The organism is Methanosarcina mazei S-6 (assembly GCF_000970205.1).
GTDB lineage: Archaea > Halobacteriota > Methanosarcinia > Methanosarcinales > Methanosarcinaceae > Methanosarcina > Methanosarcina mazei.
Genome location: NZ_CP009512.1, coordinates 333,664 through 353,636 on the forward strand (window position 1 = coordinate 333,664; position 19,973 = coordinate 353,636).

The 19,973-nt window shown below is 43.8% G+C and carries 16 protein-coding genes and 2 tRNA genes; 10 read left to right on the forward strand and 8 right to left on the reverse strand.

Going from position 1 to position 19,973, the window contains the following annotated elements; genetic code table 11:
* Window positions 1-304: 304 nt before the first annotated feature.
* A tRNA-Arg gene (locus MSMAS_RS01350) sits at window positions 305-379 on the forward strand.
* 172 nt (window positions 380-551) lie between these two features.
* On the opposite strand, the gene MSMAS_RS17970 is transcribed toward MSMAS_RS01350, so the two are convergent.
* From MSMAS_RS17970 to MSMAS_RS01395, 8 genes are all read right to left on the reverse strand, one after another.
* A protein-coding gene (locus MSMAS_RS17970; protein WP_155395322.1) for an IS630-like element ISMma9 family transposase occupies window positions 552-1,683 on the reverse strand; the annotation gives its coding sequence in 2 pieces (ribosomal slippage) (window positions 552-1,251 and window positions 1,250-1,683; 1,134 coding nt in all).
* Between the two features lie 346 nt (window positions 1,684-2,029).
* Window positions 2,030-2,536: a PspC domain-containing protein gene (locus MSMAS_RS19845; RefSeq protein WP_011032991.1), complete on the reverse strand. Its 507-nt coding sequence runs from the start codon at window positions 2,534-2,536 to the stop codon at window positions 2,030-2,032.
* Window positions 2,537-2,628: 92 nt separating this feature from the next.
* Window positions 2,629-3,996 (reverse strand): SO_0444 family Cu/Zn efflux transporter, encoded by a 1,368-nt coding sequence (locus MSMAS_RS01370; protein WP_011032990.1) that lies wholly within the window; start codon window positions 3,994-3,996, stop codon window positions 2,629-2,631.
* Complete coding sequence (locus MSMAS_RS01375) at window positions 3,993-4,340, reverse strand: ArsR/SmtB family transcription factor (RefSeq protein WP_011032989.1); 348 nt, start codon at window positions 4,338-4,340, stop codon at window positions 3,993-3,995. The genes MSMAS_RS01370 and MSMAS_RS01375 overlap by 4 nt, the downstream gene beginning before the upstream one ends.
* Window positions 4,341-4,447: 107 nt before the next feature.
* Complete coding sequence (locus MSMAS_RS01380; protein ID WP_011032988.1) at window positions 4,448-5,221, reverse strand: energy-coupling factor transporter transmembrane component T family protein; 774 nt, start codon at window positions 5,219-5,221, stop codon at window positions 4,448-4,450.
* Between the two features lie 70 nt (window positions 5,222-5,291).
* Complete coding sequence (locus MSMAS_RS01385; RefSeq protein ID WP_048039642.1) at window positions 5,292-6,155, reverse strand: ATP-binding cassette domain-containing protein; 864 nt, start codon at window positions 6,153-6,155, stop codon at window positions 5,292-5,294.
* Window positions 6,131-6,955 carry an energy-coupling factor transporter ATPase gene (locus tag MSMAS_RS01390; RefSeq protein ID WP_048036320.1) on the reverse strand — a complete coding sequence of 275 codons (825 nt, stop codon included), beginning with the start codon at window positions 6,953-6,955 and terminating at the stop codon, window positions 6,131-6,133. The genes MSMAS_RS01385 and MSMAS_RS01390 overlap by 25 nt, the downstream gene beginning before the upstream one ends.
* An 85-nt stretch (window positions 6,956-7,040) precedes the next feature.
* Complete coding sequence (locus MSMAS_RS01395) at window positions 7,041-7,604, reverse strand: biotin transporter BioY (RefSeq protein ID WP_011032985.1); 564 nt, start codon at window positions 7,602-7,604, stop codon at window positions 7,041-7,043.
* Window positions 7,605-8,043: 439 nt separating this feature from the next.
* Here MSMAS_RS01395 and MSMAS_RS01400 point away from each other — a divergent pair.
* From MSMAS_RS01400 to scpB, 9 genes are all read left to right on the forward strand, one after another.
* Window positions 8,044-8,118, forward strand: a tRNA-Arg gene (locus MSMAS_RS01400).
* 236 nt (window positions 8,119-8,354) lie between these two features.
* Window positions 8,355-8,810: an N-acetyltransferase gene (locus tag MSMAS_RS01405; RefSeq protein WP_048036321.1), complete on the forward strand. Its 456-nt coding sequence runs from the start codon at window positions 8,355-8,357 to the stop codon at window positions 8,808-8,810.
* Window positions 8,811-9,046: 236 nt separating this feature from the next.
* Window positions 9,047-9,700 (forward strand): metal-dependent transcriptional regulator, encoded by a 654-nt coding sequence (locus MSMAS_RS01410; RefSeq protein WP_048046288.1) that lies wholly within the window; start codon window positions 9,047-9,049, stop codon window positions 9,698-9,700.
* A 60-nt stretch (window positions 9,701-9,760) separates the two neighbouring features.
* Window positions 9,761-11,758, forward strand: coding sequence for a ferrous iron transport protein B (gene feoB / locus MSMAS_RS01415; protein WP_048046289.1), 1,998 nt, complete (start codon window positions 9,761-9,763; stop codon window positions 11,756-11,758).
* Between the two features lie 176 nt (window positions 11,759-11,934).
* Entirely contained in the window at window positions 11,935-12,177 is a 243-nt protein-coding gene (locus tag MSMAS_RS01420) for a hypothetical protein (RefSeq protein WP_048036323.1), read from the forward strand.
* 802 nt (window positions 12,178-12,979) lie between these two features.
* Window positions 12,980-13,948 carry a hypothetical protein gene (locus tag MSMAS_RS01425; RefSeq protein WP_011032981.1) on the forward strand — a complete coding sequence of 323 codons (969 nt, stop codon included), beginning with the start codon at window positions 12,980-12,982 and terminating at the stop codon, window positions 13,946-13,948.
* Window positions 13,949-13,999: 51 nt separating this feature from the next.
* Window positions 14,000-17,527, forward strand: a complete 3,528-nt coding sequence (gene smc, locus MSMAS_RS01430) for a chromosome segregation protein SMC (RefSeq protein WP_011032980.1) — start codon at window positions 14,000-14,002, stop codon at window positions 17,525-17,527.
* Window positions 17,520-18,524, forward strand: coding sequence for a segregation/condensation protein A (locus MSMAS_RS01435; protein WP_048046290.1), 1,005 nt, complete (start codon window positions 17,520-17,522; stop codon window positions 18,522-18,524). The genes smc and MSMAS_RS01435 overlap by 8 nt, the downstream gene beginning before the upstream one ends.
* Window positions 18,525-18,568: 44 nt before the next feature.
* Window positions 18,569-19,684 carry an SMC-Scp complex subunit ScpB gene (scpB, locus tag MSMAS_RS01440; RefSeq protein WP_048046291.1) on the forward strand — a complete coding sequence of 372 codons (1,116 nt, stop codon included), beginning with the start codon at window positions 18,569-18,571 and terminating at the stop codon, window positions 19,682-19,684.
* The last annotated feature ends 289 nt before the right edge of the window (window positions 19,685-19,973 follow it).

Consider the following 19,973-nt stretch of genomic DNA (forward strand, 5'->3'; position numbering starts at 1 on the left):
AACCGGAGCTTTTGATCCAGTACGGCCTTTAATCTACAGGCCAATAGCCCAATTTACTTTTTCAGTCTTTATTAGTATGTAAGCTCTGTGCAAAGATCACAAAAGAACTCTGAACTTTGAGAGAGTTACCATACTGGAAGTCTTATAAAACGCTCCAAGTGAAATGGGTATATGCTGATTATATATTACAATTCCGCTTCCACATAAATATTTTAAGATTTAATACAGCCCTAATTTACATTTTCAGACAAAAGGCTTTTATCTTAGAAGGCTCATTTCGTATTCCGCAGTAGAAAAGCAAACAGGGCTCGTGGCTTAGCCAGGATATAGCGCTGGGCTTCTAACCCAGACGTCGGGGGTTCAAATCCCTTCGAGCCCGCTTTATTCTTCTTCTTTCAATTTACCTTTGACAAATAAACCTCGAATTTCTTCCCGGTTTTCTTATCTCTCCTGCTGAAATCCTCTTCTTTCTGTTTTCACCTTCATTATTTCTCGCTTTGTTTTCACCTTCAATATTTTGGCAGCTTTCTCCTGCATAGCTTAGTGTCGCGTCAATCCTCAATAGTCGGATAAAGACGTGACAATTTTATCCTTGCATCATCTGTTGTAAATTGCCATTTAACCTTTGAATTTTTGTTGTTTCTGTAATTTTGCCATGCCAAAACTTCTTTTCTGACAAACTCGATGTTATCCATTCTCCTTTTTAAACATTGACCTGTAAGTACATTCAGTTCAATCTCTGCCATGTTCAACCAGCTTCCATGTTTTGGCGTGTAGACGAACTCAAATCTGTCCCATAGCGCCTTTGCTTTTGGTGGTGGAAATGTTTCGTAGAGAGATCCAGGTATGTGCGTGTTTAGATTGTCCATTACTAACGTAATTTTATCTGCATTTTCATGTTGAACTTCTATTTCTTCGAGAAAATAAGCCCAATCTCTCTTTGTTTTTCTTTCAGTGATCTTTACCATTCTTTTCCCTGTCAACGGTTCACAGGCAAGGAATATATTGCACATTCCATTTCGCTTGTATTCATAATCGTACTTTTCTGGCTTCCCTGTTGAGCAGGGGATAGGGATCCGGGTTTCTGCAATCAGTTGTTTTGGGGATTCGTCCATACACACAACAGGATTTCGTGGATCAAACGGACGTTTATAAACGTCCAGAACCATTTCCATATTCGCAACAAAGCTACTGTTTTGTTCTGGAGGAATTACCCATTGTTTCCTTTGCCAGGGTTTGATTTCGTTTTTTTAAAGTACGGCGTACTGTTTCGTGAGAAATTTCCTCGAAATAACCAAGTTCTACAGCCTTATCGGCTAATAATCTTAACGACCATCTTGCAAAACCTTCAGGGGGTTGACTGCAACTAAGGGCGACTAAATGGGCTTCAAGATCACCATCAACTTTTTTAGTATAAATGCGCTCGCTTTCTTTCCCGTTAAGGGCAACTTCAAGACCTTCTTCAACAAATCTCTTCTTAACACGGTCAATTTTTTTCATACTAATATTCAGGACACGTGAGATTTCTTCATTGGTTGAATGGCTAACATTCAATTCACTTTTATCGCAATTAAGCAAAATCAGAGCATTGAGAATTTGTTGAGAGTTATGTTTTCCCTTTGAAGCAAGTTCACAAAGAGATCTACGTTCATCTTCGGTAAGTGTCACAGTATATTTAATCATGAATGATACTTATGAAGATCATTCAATATAACGCTTAAGACTTTCCATCGGTGACACGACATTAGTCTCTTAAGGAAATGCTTAAGCAAGCATTTTTTAAAGCCACAGGGTTCAAAACAGGATTAAAAAGTGTTCTAAACAGGATTAAAAAGTGTTCTAAACAGGATTGAAAGTTCGAATAAATGAAAATAAATTAAAAAACAATTTGTCGGGTGTTAAAGAGACCTGAATTCCCTGTATAATCTCTCCCTGTCCCTGTATAATCTCTCCCTGTTATTCTCTTTGTTTGCAGGCGATTTTTTTCTTTAATTGCCTTTAATCTTTATTGCTTTAAGGATTTCAGACATCATTTAACATTATTTTCCTGAGGCATGATTATTGCCATAATAATGTATATCACGATTCCGGGCCCGATTCCGCTCAACAGGATAAAGAAAGCAAAGCCAAGCCTAATAAGGGTTGGGTCAACACCGAAGTATTTTCCGAGCCCTCCGCAGACTCCAAAAACCATGCGGTCACTTTTGCTTCTTGTCAGGCGCTTCTTTGTATAGCCTGTGCTTTCCTCTTCTCGGGTTTCCCCTCCAGATCCTATATCTTCTTCCATAGTTCCTTCGGGTTTTTTCCATGATCTCTCTGTATATCCTGCTTCATGTTCTCCCGGAGCTTTGAATCCGCTTGAAGCTGGTTCTTCTCTTTCCTGGTATTCCGAATCCATAGTCGTGCCTTTTTCTTCCATTGTTTTCTCAGGCTTTTTCCAGGATTTTTCTGTGTAACCAGTTTCAAGTTCCCCCGGAGATTTGAAATCGCTTTCTTCAGGTTCCTTTTTTTCCTGGAATTCTGAATTTTCCTGCATATTGTTTATTCTATTTAGGAGGATTTATATTATCTGGTACTTATTAATTCTTTAACTGTCCTTGCTAAGTTATTGCTGCTCTGCTTCTTTTTTCAGTGACATTCGGTGCAGCCGCGCCCATGGTTCCTTCGGAAAATTCCGTACAGCATTAGAGGGAGAAGAAGGACCGCAAAACCGAGCTTAATACTCTCAGGGAGCATTTCTTCTGCACTTCCAAGGGTTGCAGTAACGCTTATTCCCAGTTTGAAGTAAAGCCAGTCAAGAAGGATTCCTGCTCCAATGGCACAGAGTGAGATTACTCCAACATAAAGGACTGCGGAACGTTTCCCCAGAAACCGGGCGACCATGGTTATGGTTGCCGCATTGGTTGCAGGTCCTGCAAGCAGGAAAACAAAAGCTGTGCCAGGACTCATCCCTTTGGCTACCAGGCTTGCTGCAAGAGGAGTTGAAGCGGTAGCGCAGATGTAAAGCGGGATGCCTATTACAAGCATGACCAGCATTGAACTGAAACCACCACCAAGGTATTCCTGGACCAGGGTTTCGGGAATAGCGTAGGAAATTATTCCTGCAAGCAGAATACCTATAAGCATCCATTTGGCAATTTCTCCCGGAAGTTCTATGAAGGCATATTTCAGGCATTCCAGAATGTCTTCTTTTATGGACTTTTTAACCCTTTTGTCAGAGAACTGTTCTCTTTTCCCCTCTCCACAGTGTCCGCAGCCACATGAAGGGGTGTTATTTTCAGAAGCATGAATTGCAGGCGTAATTTTAAGATGTGAAGTCTCTCTTCCGGTCTCGGACTTTAATTCCAGAGTTCCGGACTTTAAAGGCACAGTATTCTTGTCAGGATGTTTCTCTTTTCCCGTTTCTGTTGCTTCATGTGTTCCGCAGTTGCATGAAACGGGACTGCATTTATCTCCGCTTACTGATACGCCAACAAGAGTTGAGACAGCAAGGATTTCAGCTTTCTTTCCGGCTTTCTCATTTTCACTTTTTCCGCTTTTTTCCGGATCCTCCCCTATCAGCAGGTTATCTGCAATCCCTGCAAGGATTGCGGTTGCAAGGGTCGCAAGCGGGCGAAAAACAGCCATCAGAGGGTCAAGGAGGGCGTACGTGATAGAAATAGAGTCCATTCCTGTCTGAGGAGTTGAAATCAGGAAGGAAAGGGTCGCACCCCGGTTTGCTCCTCTTTTCCTTATGGACATTGCTGCCGGGATAACTCCGCAGGAGCAGAGAGGAAGGGGAAGCCCTGCCAGAGCGGCATTGATTACGGAACGGATTTTTCCTGCTGATGTTCCAAGATATTCTACAATTTTCTGATCCGGCACAAGGACATTGAGGATGCCTGCGATTGCAAATCCGAAAATAAGGTAAGGAGCAGCTTCTACAAAGATTTCCCATGAAGATATGAGGATGCCCGAAATCAGTTCCGGGATGGAACTGAATATATCAGTACTCAAGCTTTTTCCTCCACGTGCTCAAGGCACATCTCGATAAGTGTGCGTACATGTTCATCTGCAATATAGTAAACTGTAAATTTTCCTTCCCTCCTGACCCTTACAAGGTCGAGCTGCCTGAGGGTCCTGAGCCCATGCGATACGGCAGACTGTGTGACTTCAAGTTCCTCTTCAAGTTCACAGACGCACATCTCTTTATGTCTGAGTAAAAAAAGTATTTTCAGGCGGGTATCCGATTGGAGCGCCTGAAATATTGCAGACATCCGTGTGATGATTTCCGCGTCGGGAACCTTTTGCATCAGGGTTTTTATCTGTTCAGTGCTTACTCGCTTGCACTTATTTTGCATGATTATATGAACAAATGTTCATGTATTAATCCTTTTTTAAAACTTCTCAAATGCAGAATTTTAAGATAAGATATATCAAAATTTAATGTAAGATATCAAAATGTATCTTAGAGCACCAGCATGATAATTGCAAAAAGCCCCATAACTAAAAGGGATAGCCTGTCTCTTTTCCGCATCAAAAGCTCATGAATCGAAGTCCTGCAGGTCCCCTGGTATCCCCTGCTTTCCATTGCAAGGGAAAGTTCTTCCGCATCCCTGACCACTCCTCTTATCAGGGGAATTGTAAGTGCCGGAACAGACCTTAATGGGTTCTTCCCAAAATACATACCTCTTGAAGCCTGGGCAGCTTTTGTCCGCTCAACCCTATCAAAAAGAAGGGGGAGGAAAGCTATTGAGAGGTTCATCATTGTCGCAAGCTCATAGGAATTCACACCCAGCCAGCGGAGAGGCAGAGGGCGCAACATTCTCTCTATCCCGCAGGTGATTGCGGACGGGTCAGTGCTTGCTGTCATAAGGGCAGCAAAAAGCAGGAGAAGGATAAACCTTGCAGAAATCCTGATCCCGTTATAAAGCCCTTCAAGGGTGGGGCGCAGGACCCAGAAAGAAGCCAGCTCCTGTCCTTCCGTGAAGAAAAACTGTGCAAGGAAAATGAATATAATAAACAGAGCCATGGGCCTTACTGCCCGGAAAAAAACCTTTAGCGGAAGCCGGGAAAATGAAGCAAGGGCAATAAAAAAAGTGAAGAGGGTCCCTATTTCTAAAAAGCTTTCCGCCCTGAAAGCCAGGATGCCCAGCAGCATTACGGCTGCAAGTTTTGTTCTTGGATCAAGCTTATGCAGAAATGATTCTCCGGGCACATAACTGAAAACAGGTTCTTGCATGCTCTTCTCTCCTCTTTTTTCTCCCTTGTTTCTTCTCACCTGTTTTACATTTTTCAGTATGTTTCTCCGGTTACTTTTTAGTCTGTTTTTCAGCTCTTTCTTTTTCAGCCTTTTCTTTTTCAATCATTGATTTTACACGCAATATCTCTTTAAGGGCTTCCTCAACAGTAAATACTGCAGGATTTACCTGTATGCCCCTGGAATGAAGTTCTCTCATCATGGAAGCCACAGGAGGAAGAGGAACATTTTCAGTTTCCATGTACTCTTTTCTGCTCCCCTGAAAACTTATCCTTCCTTCCTTAATGAGTACTATTCTTTCCAGCAGAGGAAAAAACCCTTTGAGGTTATGGGTTACGGTTATAATTGTCGTCCCCTGCCCCTTTATTTTTTTGAGAGTCTCCAGAATCTCTTTTTTACCGGCAGGGTCAAGCCCTGTTATCGGTTCGTCAAGCACAAGGTAGTCCGGCCTGAGTGCAAGGGCTCCTGCAAGTGCGACTCTCTGCATTTCTCCTCCGCTCAGACTCAGGGGGTCTCTGGACAGCATTGAACGTTCAAGAGATGCGGCTTCAAGGGCTTCAAAAACCCTTTCTTCAGTTTCTTTTCTGGAATATCCGAAATTAAGAGGCCCGAATGCTATTTCTTCATATACTGTCCTGCAAAAGAGCTGGTCTGCAGGCTGCTGAAATACCATCCCTACCCTGCTTTTAACCTTTTTTGAAGAGGGGTCAAGCCCGTTAACTGTTATTCTTCCCGAATCCGGACGCAGAAGGCCGTTAAACAGCTTTATAAGAGTGGATTTCCCTGCACCTTTTTCTCCAAGTATCCCCACAAATTCCCCTTTTTCAATACGCAGGTTAACATCTTTTAAGGCTGCAATTTCAAGAGGGGTATTTCTGGAGTAGAAGACACTTATGTTTTCAAGAATAATCGGCATAGTTCCTCCGCAAAGCTGGAAGGGGAAGAGGTATTTTCCCATGAAATTTCGATTCCATGGTTTTTCAGCTGCTCTGCAAGTTCTATGAGGGAAGGTGGAGTAAGCCCCAGATCTTTAAGTAAAGGATCTGAGAGTACGTATTCAGGTTCTCCTTCAAGCACTATTCTCCCCCTGTCCATTACTATGATCCTGTCTGCAACATGAAGTTCTTCCAGGTTATGTGTGGTATATACAATGGTCTTTCCTTTTTCATGAAGCTTTTTTATGCGCCTGAGGACAGCTTCTCCGGAATCAGGGTCAAGCATGGATGTTACTTCATCAAAAACAAGACATTCAGGCTCCATGGTAAGGACCCCTGCAAGAGCCACGCACTGACCCTGCCCTCCACTCAGGGACTTTGGGGAATGGTGCCTGTATTTCTCAAGTTTGATTTCTGCAAGGGCTCTATCCACCCTTTTGCGTATTTCCGCCGGGGGGAGGCAGAGGTTTTCAGGACCAAAAGCAAGGTCTTCTTCTACAGTCCTGCCAATAAACTGGGTTTCAGGGTTTTGAAATACGATTCCAACAATTTTCCTGACCTCCTGAAGCTTTGAAAAGTCTCCGGCGTCGATGCCCTTTACAATGACCTTTCCTTTCTGAGGTCTTCGGAGCCCATTAAGGTGGAGAGCAAGAGTGGATTTGCCGCTCCCGTTCCTCCCTATTATCCCCAGGTACTCCCCTTTTCTTATCGTCAGATTTATGTTTGTTAGAGCAGGGGTTCCATCAGGATAGCAGTAACTTACGTTTTCGAGCCGGATCATGTGGAATCGAGTTTACATATTTTTATTGATTGTATCAGATTCAATTAACTTCTAAATATTTCGCCGAGACATCCGGTCACAGTCTTTAAAGCTTATAGGTTGTAGCGATATATGCTGCAGCTGCGGTTTTCACTATTTCTCCCGGAATAAAGGGGATGGCTCCGAGGGCAAGTGCTGTCCCAAGACCGATTTCAGCAACCAGCATTAACTGGGTAACACCCAGGGCATATATAGTTAAAATTCCCGCACTCATATTGAGGGCATTAACTGCAAGCCCTGACTTTCCAGCCCTTTCTGCTTTTTCAGCGAGTTTGCCTGTAAAGTACGCAGCCACGATAAAACCGAAAATATATCCTCCTGTAGGTCCCAGGAGCACTCCCAGACCTGAACTGCCTCCTGAAAAGACCGGAAGCCCTGCAACACCGAGAAGGGTATATACAACCATGCTCAGGCTCCCCCATTTACTCTTTAACATACTTCCTGCAAGCAAAACAAAAAAAACCTGCAGTGTGACAGGAACAGGAGAAAAAGGTATAGGGATCTGTATATAAGCTCCCACAGCAGTCAGGGCTGCAAAAAGGGATGCAAAGACCATTTTCCGGAGTTCCGAGGTATGGGGTGGGTAAGAATTGTCATGTCTTATATGCATGCTTTTTCCTTTCTTGTTATTTTTTATTTACCCGTCTTCTTTTCAGGTCTCCCCGTTTTAATATCATTTGAGTTTTCCTTCCTGAAAAATCATCAGGTAAATCTTTCTTAAATATATTAATTGGACTGTGTGATCATGATATATCGAGATCCTCCAGGTAGCAGTGATCGTATTGTTAACTCCAATCTTCATTAACTTTTGAATTAGAACGGGTTCTCGATAATCTAAAAAACATTGTTAACCTGGAGGAGGTACATGGTTTACATTTGATTTAAAACTTTCCAGAGAATTCGCTTCAGGACATCTGCTCTTATGATATGGCAGGCTTTCCATGTTTGGAGCGATAATTAAATATATATCTTATGCCGGTATTATGGATACTTCACCTGGAATACAGTTTTACTATACTGTTTCATGCTGTGTTCTGGAAGTTCATTGTGGGCGCGTGGCCTAGCCCGGATATGGCGGCAGCCTCCTAAGCTGTAAATCGGGGGTTCAAATCCCTTCGCGCCCGCTAAAACCTATCTTTTCATTTAAATATTATCTTTTATTTACTGTTCGTTTTTGTTTCAAATTTTTCCTTTTCATTTTACCGGTTTTGTATGTCTGCTTCCGCAGTCATGTCTCTTTAATTGTGGAAAAATTTCTTATTTAGAAGTACAGTTATCTCCTATCTGCATTACAGCAAATGTTTAAGGTGCAGCGCACTTTCTATTTAAAATACAATTGCAGCTTCAGAGGACACAGAAATTGATCAGAAAAGCCAGGATAAGTGATGTTGTTGAGATGAAACAGATCATCAACACTTACTCCAGGGAGGAGCTTATGCTTGCTCGCTCCCTGAGCGAGATGTATGAGAACATCAGGGACTATTACGTTTGTGAGATCGAAGGAGAAATTGTGGGATGCTGTGCCCTGCATGTAGTCTGGGAAGACCTTGCGGAAATTCTTGCTCTCGCCGTTAAACCTGATTGTGCAAGAAAAGGAGTGGGCACAAAGCTTGTCTCAGCCTGTCTTGAGGATGCAAAAAGCCTCGGCATGAAAGAAGTTTTTGCTCTTACCTATGTGCCCGGTTTTTTTGAAACCCTTGGCTTTAATATTGTTGACAAAAACAGCCTGCCCCGGAAAATCTGGTCAGGATGCATCAGGTGCCCCAAGTTCCCGGATTGTAATGAGATTGCCGTCCTTAAGTCAATCAAAGAATGAAAGATCCCGGGAGTTTTCAGGGAGTTTTGAGCTTTGCTCTTCCCGAAATCTTTATTTTTTATATTTTCTTTGCAGAACTCAGGTTCTATTTCGGCTTTGAATCGTTTTTATCCGTCTCTTCTCTGACAGGCAAAAAACAAAAACTATTTATTCAGTAATTATTCTTTTTAGGTTGTCCTAATTATCTGAGCCGATCAATTTCGGGCAGGCGCCGGTGCGCTGGCAGGATGGTGTTAATGCATACGGATCGACTTGAAGAGTACCTTGAAACTATTCTTTACCTTATTACAAAAAACCAGAGCCCTGCTAAAACTAAACAAATTGCAGAAGAACTCAATGTGTCATCACCCAGTGTGACGGAAATGATTAAAAAGTTGCATTCAATGGGGTTTGTTGAATATAAACCTTATCAGGGGGTAGAATTGACTGAAAAAGGGGCTGAAGAAGCTGTTCGGATTAAAAGGAAACACCAGGTGCTTGAAACTTTCCTGGCTGAAGTCCTTGATTTTGACCGGAGGGAAGCCCATAAGGAAGCCTGTGAGCTTGAACATGCGGTATCGGATTCGGTTCTTGAGAGAATTTACGATTTCCTTGGAAACCCGGAGTACTGTCCTGACGGACACCCGATAAATATTGATAAAAATAATTTGCAGCGAGAAGAAGCGTTCATTCCTCTGGATGAAATGAAAGAGGGAAGTTCAGGCACGGTTGCAAGAGTAACCCTTCCCAGAGAAACCAAAGAGCGTTTGACCTCCCTTGGTATTATAGCAGGAGAGGATATCGAAGTCCGGCGCAAGCAAAAACAGGGCTGTATTTCAGTCATGGCTGTCGGGTCCGAGATCGCCCTTGGAAGGGATGTAGCAAAAAAAATTTTCATCACTCCTAAATGAAAAGTCCTGTAAAAATGGATGATTCAGCTGTAACTGGAGTGGAGTGTAGTTGACGGAGATGTGATAGAGATTTCCAGCTCATGCTGTAATTCCGGTGAGAGAGGTAAAAATGACCCCCTTTATGAAAGGATTCCTCCCTATGATTTGACACTTGCTTTTATAGGCAACCCGAGCGTTGGAAAAAGCGTTTTTTTTAGCAGGCTTACAGGCGTCGGGGTTGAAGTTTCCAACTATCCTGGCACAACTGTTTCGCTCAAACAGGGAACTGTAAAAGTAAACGACAGGACCATTGAAGTAGTAGACCTTCCCGGAATATACTCTCTGGGGGTTGCAAACGAAGATGAAAAGGTAACCAAGAGATTCCTTATTGAAAATTCTCCTGATGTTATTGTTAATGTCCTTGATGCAAGCCGGCTTGAGAGAAACCTCTATCTGACCCTTCAGCTTCTGGAACTCGATATCCCTATGGTCATCGCCTTAAATCAGGTAGATCTTGCAGCCGAGCTTGGTATCCTTGTTGATACGGATAAACTCTCGGAACTTCTGGGCCTGCCCGTAGTCCCAACTGTTGCAACCTGGGGTGTGGGGCTTGACGATGTCGTGCTTGCGGCTCTTGAAGAAGCAAGAAAAGTCCAGAAGCACCACAGGGTAAGATACAGCCAGTGGATCCGTCAGGCTCTATCCGGGCTTGACCATGCTTTTCCGAATGTATCTCAAAGTGTTAAGATTGCAGCCCTGTTAAACGACGCGGAGTTTGTGGAACTCTGCTGCATGCCGCCTGAAGCAAATGCGATTCTTTCTTCTGCCAGGCGTTTGAGGCAGAATATTGAAATCGATTACGGAATCTCAGTTCCTGACACGGTCGCAAGAGACCTTTACGGAGAGTCCGGATTTATTGTTGACACTGTGGTTTCAAGTTTTGAGCCTAAAAAAAGGTTCCGTGATAAAGTAGATAAAGTTCTTACTTCTCCTCACTTCGGAATAGCAGTCCTTATATCTGCTCTTCTGTTTACGTTTTTAATGGTCTTCAGGGTAGGGGGTTTTCTCGAAACCTGGATTGTTAACGACCTTTTCGAGCCTCATATAATCCAGCCCGTCGAGGAGATGACTCGTGATATGTCTCCCGTTGTCAGAAACCTTATCGTCTATTCCCTGCGAGGTGTGGAAGCCGGATTCGCAATCGCAATCCCGTACATTGCAGTATTTTACGCGATTCTCTCCATATTCGAGGATTCGGGCTACCTGACAAGGGCAGCTTTTCTTCTGGACAATGTAACACATAAACTCGGGCTTCACGGGAGAGCTGTCATCCCTCTTGTTCTGGGGTTTGGCTGCAATGTCCCGGCAATAATGGCTGTACATGCACTCGGTACAAAAAGGGAAAAGAGGATAGCTTCGATTCTTATCTCTCTTATTCCCTGCTCTGCAAGGACAGTTATCATCCTTGGGCTTGTAGGGACCTTTGTTGGTTTCTGGCCTGCGGTTTCGATCTATGTGCTTGAGGTCATCATAATCGGAGCAATGGGCTGGATTCTTGGAAGAACTCTTCCGGGCCAGAGAAGCGGTTTCATTATGGAAATGACTCCTCTCAGGAAACCCGAACTCAAATCAACCCTCAGAAAGACCTGGATGAAAAGCCGTGAATTTTTATACATAGCTTTTCCGCTGCTGCTCGCAGGGAGTGCAGCCCTGGGAGTTGCCGATGCACTGGGACTTCTTTCTGTCTTCCAGGACTTCGTAGAGCCCATATCCGTAGGGCTTCTGGGACTTCCGGCTTTTGCCGCAACAGCTCTTGTCTTTGGGATTCTCAGAAAAGAAATGGCGCTTCAGATTCTTGCAGTACTGGCAGGCACAGCCAATTTTGCAGCAGTGATGACTCCGCTTCAGATGTATCAGTTTGCGGTGATCACTACGATTTATGTCCCTTGCGTGGCAACGATTGCAGTACTGAAGCATGAACTCGGTACAAAGGATACAACTCTAATTGTCACCTTCACAATAGTCCTTGCTGTTGTAGTAGGTGTTTTGATCCGGATTTTCGGGCCTTTATTCCTTTAATTTTTCATTTTTTGTTCTTTTACTGTATTTTTTTCCTTATTCTAGCCTGTGATGCTGAATCAAATTTATGTGCCTTAAGCACAATTTTTATATATTAAAACTCTTCTTTATTCCTTTCTCTTTTATTCTTCTATTAACGTTAATTATTAATACTTTATACATCGTGTTTATTTCCGATGACTCGGATTACCGATCACTTACACAAAAACGTACTTAGTGTTATTATGGATATTTTCGAAATGGACCATTTCCGAGAGCCAGAGGTTGAAGAGGTTCAACTTTTTCTCGAAAGCACCGGAACCCACGGTTCTATTGTTGACGAAACTGCTCTGGATATGGACTGCGGTACATCCCCCAAAATACAGGCAAGGCAAAGTGTACTGCTCAATTTCGATGAACCTGTTCAGCCCATTAAGTAACACTTACCCCTGAGAAGTTCCATCCCCTATTGAAATCCAACTCTTTAACTCCTTTTGTTTTAGAGTTAGTTTTTGGGTTTCATTCTCTATTTTGTAAAATTCAGGACCTTGAGCCTTCTTCTATTTATCTAAAACAGTCTATATAAAACTGTCAGCCGTACCTCTCCTTCCGGAATTTTCTTCTATATTATCCTCTATTATTCTCGATATGTGTTCTTCGTAATTCTCCTGAGCACAGGCCTGCACAGTAACGTCTATTTAATATTTTTTGTTTAAACTTTTTCGGAAAATATTTATTCTGCTTTTCTGTCCCTTTCTTTTGCAGAAAAATTATTTTTCTATGGAATACCCCTTCTCCCTGCCTGCAATATTATATCTCTTCATGTGAGATGCTTTAGTATGCATATAATTTTTCACAAAAAAACTTAATGATATGGATTTCTTCTCTTCTGGGTATTTTAGGGCTTCCTCTCCTGTTTTTAATAATCATGTTAATTTAGTCTTCTTTCTCCGGAAATTTTATATTTTATGCCCTGTTTTGATTCCTCTGTATGGTCTCTGTATTCGGTTTCAGAAAAGTTAATAAAGTTATCTTATTATAATATAATTTGAAGTAATCTGGAGGCCGCTGAATACTATCGATTACCATATATATATAAAGTAAGATTACATCTACTTTATACATATTATTTAAATTTCACTGACCAGATCAATCTAATTATATTATAATGAAGTTTCATGATAGCAATAATTTCCAGGCATAAAAAACCCGGGACCCGAGTTTATTATTAGAGGTATTTTCATGAGAACTGGACAGAGGGACATGCACAATACACCGCTTAAAAGGCGACTGTCAATTACCTGCGAGGAGCTCGAAACTCTCAAAAAATCAATAAAGACTTCGGTTCTCAATGAGCTTCAGGCCGAAGTAGAAAATGGTTCTGGCCCTGATTCCTTTAAGGATCAAATTCTATCCGAAATAAGGGCTGAAATGAGGGGGCTATCCGACTCTGCATCTCTCAAGGCTTCAATCCTTGGTGACCTCAGGTCCGAATTAATTTCCGGTAGAAATGACGAATCCGAAGCTATTGATCGGAGAGTGAAAGAACTTGCTGGAATACAGGATGGGCTCGTCAGAGAACTGCTCGACCAGAAAATGCTTATAAAGAAACTGGAATCAGAAGTTGAAAGGCTTTCAAAAGCACTGGAAAGTAAGCAAAATCCTGTTACACACTCCTCTCCTTCTCCCTCTCTTCCTGTCCTTGAAGACCCCCTTGACCTTCCTCCTCTCTCCAGAAAACCAAAGCGTAAACTTGAGTTCCAAAAAGATGGTTCTTCCTCACATGAGAGGAGCGATTTCAGGGAAGCTTCCGCACCTCTCCCGGGTACAAACGCAAAAGTCCAGCTGAAAATAAAAGAGGTTGAACCAGGGGAGCTTGACAGGAAGGAGCCCGTCGAAACAAAATGCGAATACATTATTGCCGAGAGTGGGGACCGAAAACGGTTTAGAGGCACTCTGAGGCAGTCAACCCCCGTAATTGAGGCTCCTGCGGGGCATTTATTTCCCCCACGACCACCCGTTTCTTCAAGGTCCTGCCCTCCCGTGAAGGCAGATTCTGTGAAATCCCGGCCTGATGACGATTACAAATGTGAATACATCATCGCCGAAAAGGCCCCTAAAAGGCATATAATTGAAGAGTCTGTAGACCTGAGAGACAGTGAGGACGCGGAACTCATTACCTGCAGCCGAAAAGATTCCAGGGCGAAATGAGACTTAAAAAACGAAAGTTCCCTCAAAAACGCAAAACCTCAGAGGCATTCTGTGTACATAAAAGAGATTGAGTTCGTTAATTTCAAGTCCTTTGGAAAAAAAGTAAGGATTTCCTTTTACAATGACTTCACCACTATTTCCGGTCCAAACGGAAGTGGAAAGTCAAATATCATAGATGGGATTCTCTTTGCGCTCGGGCTCACAAGCTCAAGAACCTTAAGGGCTGAAAAACTTACTGACCTTATTTATAACGGGGATGAAGCAAAAAAACCGGATTTTGCCCAGGTTACGATACGTTTTGACAATGCTGACCGCAAGCTGCCTTTAGAACTCGATGAGATTGAAGTCTCAAGAAAGGTCAGACGGACTAAAAATGCGTATTACAGCTATTTTTACTTTAACGGGAAAGCCGTAAGCCTCGGAGAGATTCATTCCCAGCTTGCAAAGGCAGGGGTAACCCCTGAAGGCTATAACGTAGTAATGCAGGGGGATGTCACACAGATTATTTCCATGACCTCTGTGGAAAGGCGGAAGATTATTGACGAGATTGCCGGGGTTGCAGAATTTGACGAGCGCAAGCAAAAAGCACTCGGTGAACTTGAAATCGTCAGGCAGCAGATAGAACGCGTTGATATTATCCTTGAAGAGGTGCGCACCCAGCTTGAAAAACTCTCGGGGGAGCGTGACCAGGCACTGAAATATCAGTCTCTTAAATCTGAAAAGGTTAAATTCGAAGGTTATGTCCTGCTCTCCAAACTCAAGGACGCAAGGACTGAACTGGAAAATGTGGATAAGGAACTGGCAGGAAAAGAAGAGCACCTCGAAAAAGTACAGGTACTGCTTAATGAAAGGGCTCAGGAACTGGAAGCCCTTGAAATAATCCTGGAAAATCTCTCCCTTGAAATCCGGAAAAAAGGGGAAGACGAACAGCTTCAGGTCAAGAAGGAAATAGAAGAGACAAAAGGGGAAATCTCCCGCTGTGTTGACAGCATTGAGGTTTCGGAATCCGAGCTTGAAGAAGCTGACGCACGGCGCAGAAAAGCATTTGTTGATATTGACTCTACAAAGGGAAAGGTCCGGGAGCTCGAAGAGAAAATCGAAGCTGAAAACGTAAGGAAAGAAAGCATCTCAGCAGAAATTTCCGAAAGAAAAACCGAGCGCATGCTTCTTCAGAGCAGGATTGCTGATATTGACGCAAAATTCGCAGCAACAAGGGACGAGCTCATGGTTGCCCGCAAAAAGCTCGAGGACGTTAAAAACGAAAAGAACGAGCTTATCCGGAATGAGGACAGGCTTCTTGATGCCCTCAGGAGAAAGTCTTCGGAACTGCGCGAGATCGAGAATCAGATAAAGGACGCACAGGCTGCAGTTACTGCTTCGGACAGCGATACCCTTTCTGTCCAGTATGAAATAGAAAAACTTACAAGCAATCTTGAGTCTCTCATAAAAGACCGGGACGATATTGAGAGCAGCCATTTCAGGATCAAAGAAGACATTAAAAAACTTGAAAGCCGACTTCATGCCCTCCAGCAGGAATATGCGATTGCTGAGGCAAGGGTCCGGGCTTCGGAGCATGGGGGGGGTTACTCAAGAGCAGTAGAGATGGTAATCGGGGCTTCCAGGCAGGAAGAGCTCTTCGGAATCCACGGTACCATTGCCCAGCTGGGAAAAGTAGACCGCAGGTATGCGGCTGCCCTTGAGGTTGCTGCAGGGAACAGGATGCAGGCAGTTGTCGTGGATACTGATGCTGACGCGGCAGAAGCGATCGAATTCCTTAAACGGAAAAAAGGGGGCAGGGCTACTTTTCTTCCGCTTAATAAAATGAAGGATGCTAGAAGGCTTGAAAACCTGAATTATGAAAATGGGGTAATAGGGTACGCAATCGATCTTATAGAATTCGATCCTGATTTCGAGCCTGCTTTCTGGTATGTTTTTCAGGATACTCTTGTTATGGAAGACCTTGCCAGTGCCCGCCGCCTTATGGGCAGGGCAAGAATGGTAACCCTTGAAGGTGAACTCCTTGAAAAGAGCGGGGCAATGGTAGGAGGTTCTCTTTCTTCAAAATCAGGGATTTCTTTTGCAGCAGCGGAAAAAGACAAGCTCCTTGAACTTGCGGAGGAGATAAGGTCCCTTGATGCAAGCCGGAATGCGGCAATCAGCAAACAGGACAGCATTGAAAGCCATGTTTTTGAGCTTAGCAGGAAGATCCGTGACTGTGAGGCTACGATTTCCAGAAAAGAACTCGAACTTCAGGAGATTGCCGGCAGGGAAGCCAAACTCGCAGAACTCCTTGAAGCCAAACAGGCAGATCTGAAAACGATTGAAGAATCAAGGACCGAACTCAGGGCTGAAATGGACAGGGTAATTGCGGAAAAGACTGAAAAAGAAGGTATTGCGGCTGAACTTGAATCCCGGGTCGCAGAACTTGAAGCAAAGCTTGCAGATTCTCCTCTTCCCGAGATAAACAAAAAAGCGGATTTTGTGGATGAAGAGATCCGCAGGCTTGACGGCAGGATGAGGGATACCGAAGCCAGCCTGAATGCCCTGCAGCTTGAAAAAGAATACGCTGAACAGAAGATTAACGAAGCCAAGGAGCTTATAAAAGAACTCGATGAAAAGAAAGCTTCAAGGCGTGAAAGAGTAGATTCTCTTAAAGCAAAAATTACTGAACTTGAAGCTCAGCTTGAAGAAAAACGGAAACGTGAACTTCAGCTTTCAGATGAGCTTATAGGGCTTCAGAATGAGAGGGAGAAAGTTCAGGCAGAACACAGTGCTGTAAAGCGCAGGGTCAGCACAGCTGCAACAACCCTTGAAAAAGCAAAACAGCAGGTAATTACGCTCACAGCTACCAGGAGTGCACTTTTTGACCAGGAAAAACAGCTGGTTGAAGAGATCGAGAGAAGAGGAATTGAAGATACCTCAGAGGTTCCGAGCTACGAAACCGTTTACATGCGGATACAGGCAATAGAAGAAGCCATGCGCAGGCTTGAACCTGTAAATATGCGGGCAATTGACGAGTATAATGAGGTGGAATTCAGGCTTTCTGACCTTCAGGGCAAGCGTGATACTCTCTTCACTGAAAGGGAGCAGCTCCTTGAACGCATTGACCAGTACGAACAGCTCAAGCGGGATACCTTTATGGAGGCTTACATAAGCATAAATTCCAACTTCAAAGAGATCTTTTACGAACTTTCTGACGGCATGGGCGAACTTCTGCTGGAAAACCCTGACGACCCCTTTGCCGGAGGAATGACCCTGAGAGCCCAGCCAAAAGAAAAGACCCTCCAGCGCATAGAAGCAATGTCCGGAGGAGAAAAGAGTCTTACTGCACTTGCTTTCATTTTTGCAATCCAGCAGTACCGACCTGCTCCTTTCTACGCTTTTGATGAGATTGACATGTTCCTTGACGGCTGGAATGTGGAGAGGGTCTCAAGGCGCGTAAAAACATCGGGCTCAAAGGTCCAGTTTATTGTTGTTTCTTTACGAAAGCCCATGATCCAGGCTGCAAGCCGGACAATAGGGGTTACTATGCAGGAGAATAATATCACGAGTATTACCGGAGTGAAGCTTAATGGCTGAAATTATTGATAACTCGGCACTCGACATTTCCGGCCTTACTTCTCCCGAGGTCTGCGATTCCGGTGAGAAGGACTCTCTTTTTTCAGACCCTGAAACTTTCGGGCTTCCTACAACTCTTTCTTATCTTGGCATTAACTGGGCTCTTCTTGACCTCTCGGAATTTAACACCTGTGAGCCTCTGGGCATTCTGGTCGAACTTGCAAAGGACGGAAAGATAGACCCCTGGGACATCGATGTTGTGCAGCTAACCGATAATTTCCTGCGCAGGATAGAAGAACTCCAGAAAATGGACCTCAGAATTTCTTCAAGGACTCTCCTTTATTCAGCTATCCTCCTCCGCATGAAATCTTCAGTAATCATGGGGCCTGAAGAAGAGGAGGCAGAAGATTTTGACTCTGGCTTTTTCGATGACGAAGAGCTTCCGGAGCCTGATGAGTTTCCGGTTCCGAAGCTACCTGTCCGCCGCCTTTCAACAAGGCCTGTTACATTGAATGAACTGATAGTGGAGCTCAAAAAAGCCGAAAAATCACTCTCAAGAAAAAACGAAAAAAGAGCCCGTCTGGCAGCAGAAGAACATGATATTCCTGATGCCCCTCTGGCTACCGGAGATGTGCTCGGGATTGCCCATGACGAGGCTATCAGCTCGAGGCTGGCCTTAATCTGGGGCAGGCTTGTTGAGCTTTTTATGAAGCAGCCTGTTGCGGAATTTTCTGCCCTGACCCACATGAGTGAGGACAGGATAATGGATTACCTTTCCCTTCTCTTTCTTGCTTCAAGCAGGAAGATCTGGCTTTTCCAGGAGGAGCTTTTCGGAGAGTTACATATTTATCCCGGAGAGGATTCCGGTTTTCCCACAGAGAATAACCCTCCTCTTTTCCATCAGATAAAAAAGGGCTTAACAGAAGATGTTTCAGATCTCGAAGACGGCGTAAATCCTGAAGTCCTTTCCTGTGAACCGGAATATATAAATCCTGACTCTTCTGAAGAAGCACATTAATTCCCTGAAAAATAATTTTACTCTCTTTTCTGGTCGTGAAATTTATGAGTGAGCTTGAAATTATCGAAGCGGCTCTTTTTGCTGCAGGCAGGGCAGTAAGCCTTGAAAAACTTATGAAAATTACCGGGAAGCCGAAAAAAAATGTCTCTTCGGCAGTTCAGGAGCTGATGGGTGCTTATTCTTCCCGGAGGTCGGGTCTTGAAATCCTTGATCTTGGAGACCGCTATGTCATGCAGGTGAAGCCTGAGTATTCCGAACTCATGCGTGAGGTTGCCCCAAAAGAACTCTCAGCTCCCAAACTCCGGACTCTGTCCATGATTGCTTATCATCAGCCCCTTCTCCAGTCCGACCTCATTGAAATGAGAGGCAGTGGAGCTTATGACCACATAAAAGACCTGATTGAAAGAGGTTTTGTCGAGTCTGTTCCCTGTGGAAGGAGCAGGCAGCTTTCCACCACCCCTCTGTTTGCAGATTATTTCGGGCTCAAAAAGAACGATCCCAAAGCTATAAAAGAGAAAATTATCGAGTTATTGAGGGCTCAGGGCGGTCAGAGTGAGATCAACCTCTGGGTCGGGAAAAAGACCATTGCAGTGACTCCTATGTACGAGTCCCTTATGAAGATGTGCGGGATTAAAGATTATTTTGTTGTGAATGCTTACTGCCCTTCCAAAGAGGAAATTTCTCGCCTGCTTGAAGCTGATGTTCTTATAGTTACTGCCGGTTACCTCGATACGGTAAAACAACACTGCGATGGTGAGATCCTTGAGGTCCGTTCGACAACCTTTGGAGACCTTATTGAGGCAGTTTCCTTAATCTCTGAAGAACTTTCCGATGAAGTAGACCCTGAAGCTGTGGAAAACACTCTTCGGAAAATCAGGGGGACAAGAGAAAAATATGTAGCTTCAGCCATGCTCATTGAGAAGAAAGTAAAACCTGCAACTGATATGGTCTCAAAAATCGTCAATGATCTAAATATAAGGATTTCTACGGAAGGCATCCTTATAGCTCCTGATTACGGGACTTCGGGCGAGGGAGTAAGTATCGGAAAAGGGGCTAAAATTCTGGTCCCCACCCACCGCAGTGTAGAGGGAGATCTTCTTGAGAGGGTATATAAAAAATATGACTCTATCATTGAAGGTTTAAAAAATTTTGAGGACTGATCTCTTATAAAACCAGGTCGGAGGCCGTTTTCTTCTTTAATTTTTTTTATTACAACGGGAGCGCAGAGGGTCACGAATACCCCTTCCTTTAGGTAGGGGATGAAGTGAACCCTCGCCTCTTCGTTTTTCTCTTTAAATCTCTAAATCATAGCTTCCTTGTATAATAATCGTAAATCGGACCGGAAACCGAGGCAAATTTCAATCACTTATGTTCATGAAACCTTGTTAGAGGATGCTTAATTATCTGTCCCCGAGTAACCGGGCGGGCGGCCCGAAGCATACCCCATCC